The following is a 6,893-nucleotide window of genomic DNA, read 5'->3' on the forward strand; positions in this document are numbered from 1 at the left end:
TTTATAATTCGATAACTATCGAAATGATAGTGAATTATTGATACTGATGGTATATAAAGATTGTTAGTATGCGCCGGTCATTTAGTTTTCAAAGGTCTCCACAGTTTCCTGGAGATATTTGCGTATTGCTATGTTCTGGGTGCATTTTTCCTCACACTCACCGCATTGGGTGCAAAATGATGCACTGCCCCCCTTAGCTTTTAGGAACTTGTAATTCCCCGAGGGTTTTTCCAGGTTCTGATATAGATAAACATCATTTAACAAGTTTAGATTCAGGGGAATGTCCACTCCTTCGGGACAGGGCATGCAGTAACCACAGGCAGTACAACCAACATGTGTCCTGGCCTTATAAGTCCTCCGAACTTTCTCTATCAGATCTCTCTCAGTTTCCGTCAAACTATGGATTTGTCCATCATTAGCAATTCGTAAATTCTCTTTTACATCTTCCAGGGTACTCATACCGCTTAAAACAACATTCACTTTACTTTGATCCCAGAGGAACCTCAAGGCCCATTCTGCGTGTGTTCTTTTAACCGGAGCACTGTCCCACATAGTCTGAATATCAGAGGGAATGTTTCTCACCAGGCAACCACCACGCAGTGGTTCCATAACCACAGTTCCCAAACCTTGGGATGCAGCGTACTCCAGACCGACTCTCCCTGCCTGGAAGTCCTGGTCCATGTAGTTGTATTGTATCTGGGAAAAACTCCAGGGATAAGAGTCCACTATCTCTTTGAAGAGTTTAAGTTCATCATGGAATGAAAAACCAGCGTATCCTATCCGACCATCTTCCCGGGCCGAGTCCAGAAACTGAAAAACATCCAAACTGGTCAAAGTTTCCCAGGTTCTCTGCCCCAGGCCATGGAGGAGGTAAAAGTCAATACGGTCAGTTTGAAGCCTCCGAAGCTGTTCGTTAAGATAATGGTCCAGATCCTCCTTTTTGTTTATCAACCAGCTGGGTAATTTAGTGGATAAGTACACCTCATCACGGTTTCCATCTTTCAGTGCATTTCCCAGTAGGATCTCGCTCTGACCACCCTGGGTGGCATCGAGGCCATGATAAGGGTAAGCAGTGTCCACGTAATTCACACCCTGGTCTATGGCGTGGTGCAGCATCTCTGTTGCCAGGGGTTCATTTATCCTTTCCGGGTTTCCCTCCAGTATGGGAAGGCGCATGCATCCAAAACCAAGTATGGAAACTTTTTTACCAGTTTTTCCAAAGTTTCTGTATAACATTTGAGATAATCCTCCAGTAAACGTTAAAATATTCGATTTATCCAGTTATTCAATCTATTTTGAACATTTCTTTTTGTAAGTTCCATAATATTAATCAACCAGTTTCTACACGGTTACCATTCCCATCTCTGGATTAAGAGTGATTAAAAATCCGAGTAAAACCTTTTAAAAATTCTACAGATGGATAGAGTAACCCATAATCGGGATGTTAACGTTCTCTTTTTATCCGGTTCTTTGTGAATTCGGGAATAGGACACTTTCCATAACCCGTCCGCTTCCTGATGGTTAACTAACCAGTTCAATGCATTTTCAATGTCTGGATCTTCGGGGGAAAAACCCATCCGGGAAAGGGAATCCAGTGCCGTGACAAGATTGGTCCACCAGAAGGGATACTGGAATCTTAACCAGTTATCCGGATGCTGATAGGAGTTCCAGTTGTCTTTTTTAAAGAATTTTGATTTTAAAAGCAGGGCAGCAGTCCGGGCCGCTTTGGATTTTTTGTAAGCAGGATGAACAGAAAATGCCCGGAGAACCATCCCTGTACCTGCTGCGGAGAAAGGCTGGGATTTATCCAAGGCCCGGACAGTTTCCCTATTTTCATTGGAAGTTAAATCGTAAAGTTCCTGGCGGGTGAGATGGGGAATACCAGTGATACCCGGGCTGCCAATTACCCAGCCCCCATCATTCTGTCTCATTTTGAGGAGCCATCTGAACCCTTTTTCAATACGGGGGTTATCTGCATAGCCTGCCAGGATAAGTAGGTACATCAATGCCCCGGTGTAATAGGGGGCATACTGGTTGGCCAAAATTCCCCGGATGTCTCCTTCATCAGTTTGACAGGAAAATACATACTCAGAAGCTTTCCTGATGGCGGGATGGGTGTTGTTCATCTGGTACTGTTGGATTAAAAATCTCAAAGCTTTCCAGGTTTCAATTAATGAATATTTAACGCCGGCATGTTTAGTTTTGCCTTTGGACGGCCATGAACCGTCATCAAGCTGTTTTATTAGGAGTTTCTGGATTGGGGGTAAATTCCACAATTTAGTGATCGGATCCACCCGTTCTTCCAGTATGTCTCTTCGGGTAAAATATATAATTGCCGGGTCATCTGATTCTAAAAGTGGTTTTAATGGGTTGTATCTAAATTTAGTCATCAGATGGGTCATAAAATAGCCTCAAATACATGCAAATAACAAATATTTATCATGCTTAGTTGGTTCTTCCTGATGCAGATATTCCTTCTTTAATTAAAATGTAATCAGGATCTAATTATTAGCGCATGATAGTATTAAATAACAGGTTAGGGTATTAAATAAAAAACATGAAAACTAAAGCCGCATTTATATTTGTTGCCCCGGAAGCTGATCCGCAAAAGCACTGTGCAGTAATTGAATCACCAGTAATTGAACTTTCGGTGGTCGGTGTTAAAAATTATCAGGAAGCAGAAGAAGCTGCCCAAAAATTAGTTGCTGATGGTGTGACTGCCATTGAACTATGTGCTGGGTTTGGAAGTGAAGGAACTGCTCGTATTGCCCGGGCAGTGAAGGGAAAAGCAGTGGTAGGGGCCGTACGTTTTGATCTGCACCCTGCTTTTGACCACCAGAGTGGGGATGAACTTTTTTAGATCCAATTTTTAGTGAACCATCGTTGCCGGGAATTGAATTATAACATTTTAAATCTTTGAATAAGTTAAAAACTCATAATAAGGTAAATTTTTGGATAAAATCAACTATTAAATAGCTGTATAATCCGGAGGTTAAGCTATGCAACAATGGTACCAGGAGCTATTCAACAGTTTCGTAAACAAATATGAAAACGAATCATTCACCCAGGGAACAGTAGGAGAAGTAGATTTTCTGGAATCAGAAATAAATCATGATAAAAGCTGTAAAATATTAGATGTGGGTTGTGGAACAGGTCGACATGCCATTGAACTCACTAAACGAGGTTACCAGGTTACAGGTGTTGATTTATCTGAAAAAATGCTTAAAAGGGCCAGAGAAAAGGCAGCAGAATCTGGAGTGGGAATCGATTTTATACAGGCCGATGCCCGAAACCTTCCATTCCAGGGAGAGTTTGACCTGGTGGTCATGCTGTGTGAGGGTGGATTCCCCCTCATGGAAACCGATGAAATGAACTTCCAGATACTGGAAAGTGCCAGCCGATCATTAAAGAAGGGTGGTAAACTAATATTCACCACCTTAAATGGGCTTTTCCCCTTATTCCATTCAGTTAAAGATTTTATAAACTCTAATTCTGAATCTCAAACCAATAGGGAGAATTCATTTAATTTAATGACCTTCCGGGATGAATACCAGATGGAAATAGAAGATGATGAAGGTAAAGTCCTGAATTTAAACTGTAATGAACGATACTACGTTCCCTCCGAAATAACCTGGTTGTTAAAGTCTTTGAACTTCAACCCCGTAGACATTTACGGGTGTAAACTCGGCGAATTCAGTAGAAACGATCCTTTAACCACGGAAGACTATGAAATGCTGGTTGTAGCTGAATATTTAATAAATGAATAAGTGATTAATGTTTAGGGCTTAAAAAATGTAAGTAATTGATTGTAATCTGAGAATTGGTTAAATATGGATTTAAGATAATGGGGCATTTTAATGAAAATCAGAAGATCTGCACTGTTCTTGGTGTTATTATCGGTTTTGGTATTAACCGCTGGTGTATACACTACTATTAACTGCCCCGGTTATGATTTTTTCTATCGAGGGGCAGTATTTAATGCTATGCTTCCTGATGGAGGTGATGTTTATAATAATCTCACTCCCATTGTTGAATCCAATAACAATCTATCCTGGCAGGGTGAGGGTGCGGATAAAAGGGTTCTAGTGGTTGCATGGACTAAGTATCCGTCTAGCTATCCGATAGGGCAAAATATCAAAACCTCCTGGGGTGATACCTGGGTGACGGCCTATCCCGAGGTGAAAAATTATTTTACCACTCACCCCACTTCGGGTGGGGATCCTAGATTAGAGGTTGCCCAGCTTTTAGGCCTACCCCCAGATACAAATAACTCCTATTTTGTGGAGTTATGGGTTAAACCCGTTGATTTATTCCGACCTTCGGCTGATAATGAGATAAATGATACGGTGGCCCAGTTATACTTCCCGGATAACACAGATATCTCCTACAAAATATGGTTCCTGAACAACACCCGCTCCTCCTATTTTGTCAAAAGAGTACCCTGGACAAGATTGGGGTACACTTATCATTGGGAAAACCCAGAATCAAAGGTAGGGCTCAGTGAATTCGTAATCCGGAAAAATTCAGAGGTAACAGTAAAATCACTGTCTTCCACATCAGATTACTTGAAGCAGTGAACTCTTTTTTTTATTTTATATTTTTTAGGTAGTGATTTTTATAAAATATGGATTAAAATCATTTTTTAAAAGATAAAATATCCATAAATTCTTTTTTTTATCACATTATCAATTTATATGGTTTTTTCCCCATAGGTTGTGGTCTTTTTTAATATCGGGAGTGGTGATGATCAACACCTGGTCCTAAACTATAAATAGTACCTTGCATTATACAGTACCTTGTAAGATGCAGTGATGATCATGAACACTCAATTTAAAAAGGGGGTACTGGAACTCTGTGTTCTGGTCCTTCTTGACAGAAAAGACTGTTATGGTTATGAAATGGTAGATGAAATCTCCAAAAATATCTCCATTTCTGAAGGAACCATTTACCCACTTCTCAAAAGGTTAAAAAAGGAGGGATTCCTGGATTCATATTTGAAAGAATCCCAGGGGGGTCCTCCTCGAAAATATTACCAGTTGACTACTTTGGGTAAGGTTAAAAAAGAAGAATTAGTTAAAGAATGGCGGAGTTTCTCCGTAGGTGTCAATAATTTATTATACTCTGAAATTACGAATGATTCGGGGGACATTAAGGATGAATAAGGATGAATATCTAAAGGAACTTAGAAAACTCCTGAGAAAACTTCCAAAGGAGGATAGGGAAGACATAATTTCTGACTACGAAGAGCACTTTACAATTGGTATGGAAAAGGGCAGAACTGAAGAAGAAATCTCAAAGGCCCTGGGAAATCCCAAAAACGTGGCCAAGCAGATCAAAGCCGATCATATGGTCAAAAAGGCGGAGGATAAACCTTCAGTGGGCAGTATAATTGAAGCAATCCTGGCAATAATGGGGTTAGGTCTTTTTAATCTGATATTTGTGGCAGTGCCCGTTCTGGTGGTTGTAGCTATCATAATTACTCTGTTCGTCATTGGTTTTGTAATGATATTTGGAGGAATTTACTGGGTTCTGTTACCGCTGTTGAGCTTCATTTTCCCAAAATTGCTATTGACACCGTCGATTGTTCCAAACACTAGTGTATTGATGGATAGTCTATTTACCATGCTGGGTGGATTTGCGGTAACCATCGGGGGAATTCTTCTGGTGGTGGCCATGGTGTACGTGTCTAAATGGTTCTACGAATTAATGATCAGATACCTGAAATTAAATTTAAGAATTATAGAAGGACGTAAAAGAGATGTTTAATTATATAGGGGGTTTGTAAGTTGAGAAAATTCCTATGGAAGTTACTGGCCGGTACCAAGGGCGGATTAAACCGTGCCAGAATAATAGATGAACTAAAAAACCGTCCTTACAATGCAAACCAGCTGGCAGAGAGACTTTCTCTAAACTACAAAACAATAAAATACCACATTGAGGTTTTAGAGAAAAACAACATAGTGACCTCAACCGGAAAAGGATACGGGGCATTGTATTTCCTATCGGACAAGATGGAAAAAAACTTCGATATTTTCCTGGAGATCTGGGACGAATTTAGAGTATCCAGCAACAACAACGTTTATTACCTGGCGAATAATGTCCCGGTAGAAGTAGCTCATCACTGAAATTAGAGATGGTGATTGGTGGTTTGAGGGGTAAAACTCACGGATCTTTCCATTCTGCCCTGGTTTATCTTTTTTAATTCTTTTTTAATTCTTTTTTTTTTAAATTGTTTTTAGTGTTGGTTTTCTGCATTTGATTACTTACATCATTTTTAATGGGTTTTTTTCAACAGAATTTTAAATTAGGATTGGTCATTTTTAGGTAATCTTTATTTAGGCTAATTTTTCTGCTATTTTTCATCTACATTCTGGGTGAATTTGGGTGTAATTTTTAGGGAACTCCGGGAGAAGTGGAATAAAAAAAGGGGGAAATGAGGTTAAATTCTGGAATAACTATTTTTAAAGGTTTAAACTACTGTTATATTACAAATAGCATGGAGTTATCTAAAAGGAGGTAGTTTGAAAAGTTAATGGTTAAACAGTGTGTTTAAAGATCAGATGTCCTGATGAAAGTTGGGTTAAAAATAAGTGAAAAAAATCAACTCCGATTATGCCGCCTCACTATCCCAACTGGAGGGACATTTTATTAATAATAAACATAGATTACAGGTTCAAATTCAATCAATATAAAAAATAAAGATTATTTTGGATTATTTTGTTAAATTAATTTAATTAAGCGTATAAAAAGAAATTTATCGTATAGAACGGGTGATTAATTTGTCATTTATTAAACTCATGGCCAAAAATCCCTTCAGGAATAAAGCTCGCCTGGCACTGGCGGTTATAGGGATTGCTATTGGGATAGCAACTATCGTGGCTTTGGGAATGGTT

Annotated in this window: 9 protein-coding genes (1 of these 9 cut by a window edge); 7 read left to right on the forward strand and 2 right to left on the reverse strand. The window is 39.3% G+C overall.

What is annotated here, in order from left to right:
• Nucleotides 1–81: 81 nt before the first annotated feature.
• Nucleotides 82–1,236 carry an aldo/keto reductase gene (locus QC759_RS10040; protein ID WP_048072677.1) on the reverse strand — a complete coding sequence of 385 codons (1,155 nt, stop codon included), beginning with the start codon at nucleotides 1,234–1,236 and terminating at the stop codon, nucleotides 82–84.
• A gap of 143 nt (nucleotides 1,237–1,379) precedes the next feature.
• Nucleotides 1,380–2,402 carry a prenyltransferase/squalene oxidase repeat-containing protein gene (locus QC759_RS10045; protein WP_048072676.1) on the reverse strand — a complete coding sequence of 341 codons (1,023 nt, stop codon included), beginning with the start codon at nucleotides 2,400–2,402 and terminating at the stop codon, nucleotides 1,380–1,382.
• 155 nt (nucleotides 2,403–2,557) lie between these two features.
• On the opposite strand from QC759_RS10045, the gene QC759_RS10050 reads away from it, so the two are divergent.
• The 7 genes from QC759_RS10050 to QC759_RS10080 all read left to right on the forward strand — a co-directional run.
• Nucleotides 2,558–2,860: a DUF6506 family protein gene (locus tag QC759_RS10050; protein ID WP_048072675.1), complete on the forward strand. Its 303-nt coding sequence runs from the start codon at nucleotides 2,558–2,560 to the stop codon at nucleotides 2,858–2,860.
• 139 nt (nucleotides 2,861–2,999) lie between these two features.
• Entirely contained in the window at nucleotides 3,000–3,767 is a 768-nt protein-coding gene (locus tag QC759_RS10055; protein ID WP_048072674.1) for a class I SAM-dependent methyltransferase, read from the forward strand.
• A 90-nt stretch (nucleotides 3,768–3,857) separates the two neighbouring features.
• A complete protein-coding gene (locus QC759_RS10060; RefSeq protein WP_052400038.1) occupies nucleotides 3,858–4,577 on the forward strand; it encodes a hypothetical protein in 720 nt (239 codons plus the stop codon).
• Nucleotides 4,578–4,817: 240 nt separating this feature from the next.
• Nucleotides 4,818–5,162 carry a PadR family transcriptional regulator gene (locus QC759_RS10065; protein WP_048072673.1) on the forward strand — a complete coding sequence of 115 codons (345 nt, stop codon included), beginning with the start codon at nucleotides 4,818–4,820 and terminating at the stop codon, nucleotides 5,160–5,162.
• Nucleotides 5,155–5,766 (forward strand): HAAS signaling domain-containing protein, encoded by a 612-nt coding sequence (locus QC759_RS10070; protein WP_048072672.1) that lies wholly within the window; start codon nucleotides 5,155–5,157, stop codon nucleotides 5,764–5,766. The genes QC759_RS10065 and QC759_RS10070 overlap by 8 nt, the downstream gene beginning before the upstream one ends.
• Before the next feature lie 20 nt (nucleotides 5,767–5,786).
• Nucleotides 5,787–6,125 carry an ArsR/SmtB family transcription factor gene (locus QC759_RS10075; protein WP_048072671.1) on the forward strand — a complete coding sequence of 113 codons (339 nt, stop codon included), beginning with the start codon at nucleotides 5,787–5,789 and terminating at the stop codon, nucleotides 6,123–6,125.
• Nucleotides 6,126–6,770: 645 nt separating this feature from the next.
• Nucleotides 6,771–6,893, forward strand: partial view of an ABC transporter permease gene (locus tag QC759_RS10080; protein WP_334097693.1) — the start only. Its footprint extends 999 nt past the window's final position; the window shows 123 of its 1,122 coding nt (coding positions 1–123); it begins with the start codon at nucleotides 6,771–6,773; the stop codon falls past the right edge of the window.

The sequence above is a fragment of the Methanobacterium formicicum genome, from assembly GCF_029848115.1.
Taxonomy (GTDB): domain Archaea; phylum Methanobacteriota; class Methanobacteria; order Methanobacteriales; family Methanobacteriaceae; genus Methanobacterium; species Methanobacterium formicicum.

Excerpts from the sequence above, each read along its gene's own strand:
- QC759_RS10050 (WP_048072675.1), top strand. The coding sequence starts at position 2,558 with ATGAAAACTAAAGCCGCATTTATATTTGTTGCCCCGGAAGCTGATCCG.
- QC759_RS10065 (WP_048072673.1), top strand. The coding sequence starts at position 4,818 with ATGAACACTCAATTTAAAAAGGGGGTACTGGAACTCTGTGTTCTGGTC.
- QC759_RS10070 (WP_048072672.1), top strand. The coding sequence starts at position 5,155 with ATGAATAAGGATGAATATCTAAAGGAACTTAGAAAACTCCTGAGAAAA.
- QC759_RS10045 (WP_048072676.1), bottom strand. The coding sequence starts at position 2,402 with ATGACCCATCTGATGACTAAATTTAGATACAACCCATTAAAACCACTT.
- QC759_RS10060 (WP_052400038.1), top strand. The coding sequence starts at position 3,858 with ATGAAAATCAGAAGATCTGCACTGTTCTTGGTGTTATTATCGGTTTTG.
- QC759_RS10055 (WP_048072674.1), top strand. The coding sequence starts at position 3,000 with ATGCAACAATGGTACCAGGAGCTATTCAACAGTTTCGTAAACAAATAT.
- QC759_RS10040 (WP_048072677.1), bottom strand. The coding sequence starts at position 1,236 with ATGTTATACAGAAACTTTGGAAAAACTGGTAAAAAAGTTTCCATACTT.